Here is a 3,613-nt window from a genome sequence, read left to right on the forward strand (position 1 = left end):
CAGTCGGCTTGACTTTAGGCACTCCATTTAGAGCTTCTTTGGCTGCTGTCAGGCTAGCAAGAACTTGATTGACCTGTACTTGTGTAGCAGTTTGATTGTTCAAAACTCCCTCTGCCTTGGTCAATTCGTCAGTATAAGCTGTCTGCTTTTCTGAATCCGCATTCTTATATTTAACCGAAGTTTTAACTCTTGGATTTAAATCGTACTCAGTCTGAAGAGCTGTTTTAACAACTTCAGGACCACTTAATTGAGCCTTGGCTTGATTGATTTGTTCCGCCAGTTGATTGACTTCTGATTGGCTGGCTTGGGATTGACTCAGAATCGTTTGACCTGCCGTCAAAGCAGCATCATAGTTAGCTTGATGACTCTGACTATCGTTGAAATAACGGGCCTGAGCTTTAATCTGATCCGCTTCTGCCAAGAGATTATGCAGTGAAATTAAATCGAACTCTTCTAAAGCGTCTGCTTTCGGTGGATCGTTCGGTACCATGTTTGGCTTAGCCGTGCCGACCTTGACCACTTGCGTTACGGGAGCTAGAGTTTCCTCATTGGACAATTCTTGGCGGTCAACCTCTTGACCGTTAGAACTGTAGACGCGAGTCTTAATAGTTCGTTCGCCTTGGACTCCTGGAGTGGCGATTTGACGAGCATCTCGAACAAGCTCATCGGTTTCTTCTTCACGAATGTTAAAGTTGATTTTTTCAACGCGCGTTTCGTCGGTATAAGTCAACGGATACTCTGGTAAAGCATCTGCTTTCGGTGCATCACTTGGTACCATATTTGGTTTAGCTGTTCCGACTTTGACAATTTGCGTTACAGGAGCTAGGGTTTCCTCATTAGACAACTCTTGGCGGTCAACCTCTTGACCGTTAGAACTGTAGATACGAGTCTTAATCGTGCGCTCTCCCTCAACACCTGGTGTTGCGATTTGGCGCGCATCTTGAACAAGCTCATCGGTATATTGCTCCTCGATATTGAAGGCTATTTTCTCTACGCGGGTTTCATCTATATATGTCAGCGAATACTCTGGTAAAGCGTCTGCTTGCGGTGGATCGTTCGGTACCATGTTTGGTTTAGCCGTACCGATCTTGACCACTTGCGTTACGGGAGCCAGAGTTTCCTCGTTGGACAACTCTTGGCGGTCAACCTCTTGACCGTTAGAACTGTAGACTCGAGTCTTAATGGTCCGTTCGCCTTGGACTCCTGGAGTTGTGATTTGACGAGCATCTTGAACAAGCTCATCAGTTTCTTCTTCACGAATTGTGAAGTTAATTTTCTCAACCCGAGTTTCGTCGGTATAAGTTAGTGGATACTCTGGTAGAGCTTCCGCTTTCGGTGCTTCATTTGGCACCATGTTTGGTTTAGCCGTGCCGACCTTGACGATTTGTGTGACAGGAGCCAGAGTTTCCTCATTGGATAATTCTTGGCGGTCAACCTCTTGACCGTTAGAACTGTAGACACGAGTCTTGATAGTTCGTTCGCCTTGGACACCCGGAGTTGTGATTTGGCGGGCATCTTGAACAAGCTCATCCGTATATTGCTCTTCGATATTAAAGGCTATTTTCTCTACGCGCGTTTCATCGGCATAAGTCAGTGGATATTCTGGCAGAGCCTCTACTTTCGGTGAATCGTTCGGTACCATAGTTGGTTTAGCCGTACCGACTTTGACGATTTGCGTTATGGGAGCTAGGGTTTCTTCATTAGATAACTCTTGGCGATCGACAACTTGACCGTTGGAACTGTAGACTCGAGTCTTGATAGTTCGTTCGCCTTGGACACCCGGAGTCGCGATTTGGCGGGTATCACGAACCAATTCATCCGTTTCTTCTTCACGAATGTTAAAGTTGATTTTTTCAACGCGCGTTTCGTAAGTATAAGTCAACGGATACTCAGGCAAAGCGTCCGCTTTCGGCGCATTGTTTGGTACCATGTTTGGTTTAGCCGTACCGACTTTGACGATTTGTGTGACAGGAGCCAGAGTTTCCTCGTTAGACAACTCTTGGCGGTCAACCTCTTGACCATTGGAACTGTAGACACGGGTCTTGATGGTCCGTTCACCTTGGACTCCTGGAGTGGCGATTTGACGAGCATCTTGAACAAGCTCATCCGTATATTGCTCCTCGATATTGAAGGCTATTTTCTCTACGCGGGTTTCATCTGTATATGTCAGCGAATACTCTGGTAAAGCATCTGCTTTCGGTGCATCACTTGGTACCATGCTTGGTTTAGCCGTCCCGACTTTGACAATTTGCGTTACTGGAGCCAAGGTTTCTTCATTAGAAAGTTCTTGACGGTCAACAACTTGACCATTGGAACTGTAGACACGGGTCTTGATAGTTCGTTCGCCTTGGACACCCGGAGTTGCGATTTGACGAGCATCTTGAACAAGCTCATCCGTATATTGCTCTTCGATATTAAAGGCTATTTTCTCTACGCGCGTTTCATCTGTATAAGTCAGTGGATATTCTGGCAGAGCGTCTGCTTTCGGTGCATCACTTGGTACCATATTTGGCTTAGCAGTTCCGACTTTGATAATTTGCGTTACTGGAGCCAAGGTTTCCTCATTAGACAATTCTTGACGGTCAACAACTTGACCGTTAGAACTGTAAATGCGAGTCTTGATAGTCCGTTCGCCTTGTACTCCTGGAGTGGCGATTTGACGGGCATCACGAACAAGCTCATCGGTTTCTTCTTCACGAATACTAAAGTTGATTTTTTCAACTCGCGTTTCGTCGGTGTAAGTTAGCGGATACTCTGGCAGAGCGTCTGCTTTCGGCGCTTCACTCGGTACCATGGTTGGCTTAGCTGTGCCGACCTTGACGATTTGTGTTACGGGCGCTAGGGTTTCCTCATTAGACAACTCTTGGCGATCAACCTCTTGACCATTGGAACTGTAGACGCGAGTCTTGATAGTTCGTTCGCCTTGGACACCCGGAGTCACGATTTGACGAGCATCTCGAACAAGCTCGTCCGTATGTTGCTCCTCGATATTGAACGCAATCTTCTCAATGCGGGTTTCATCCGTATATGTCAACGGATACTCTGGAAGAGCGTCTGCTTTTGGTGCTTCGTTCGGTACCATAGTTGGTTTAGCTGTTCCGACTTTGACTATTTGCGTTACTGGAGCTAGGGTTTCCTCATTAGACAATTCTTGACGGTCAACAACTTGACCATTGGAACTGTAGACACGAGTCTTAATCGTACGCTCACCTTGGACTCCTGGAGTTGTGATTTGGCGGGCATCACGAACCAATTCATCCGTTTCTTCTTCACGAATGCTAAAGTTGATTTTTTCAACGCGCGTTTCATCTGTATAAGTCAGTGGATACTCTGGCAGAGCCTCTGTTTTCGGCGCTTCGCTCGGTACCATGGTTGGTTTAGCTGTACCAACTTTGACAATTTGCGTTACTGGAGCCATGGTTTCTTCATTCGAAAGTTCTTGACGGTCAACAACTTGACCGTTAGAACTGTAGACACGAGTCTTAATCGTACGCTCACCTTGGACTCCTGGAGTTGTGATTTGACGACTTCCTTCTGGAATCTCATCTGTATATTGCTCGTCAATAGAAAAATCAATCTTTTCTATTCTAACCTCATCATTTGTAGTCAATTC

Annotated in this window: 1 protein-coding gene; it reads right to left on the bottom strand. The window is 46.1% G+C overall.

Annotated features, from left to right (window positions below; translation table 11 throughout):
* The coding region (locus tag GMD4S_RS11600) for a G5 domain-containing protein (protein ID WP_000352891.1) at positions 1-3,613 on the bottom strand (3,613 nt) is incomplete at both ends.

It is taken from the genome of Streptococcus sp. GMD4S (genome assembly GCF_000296955.1).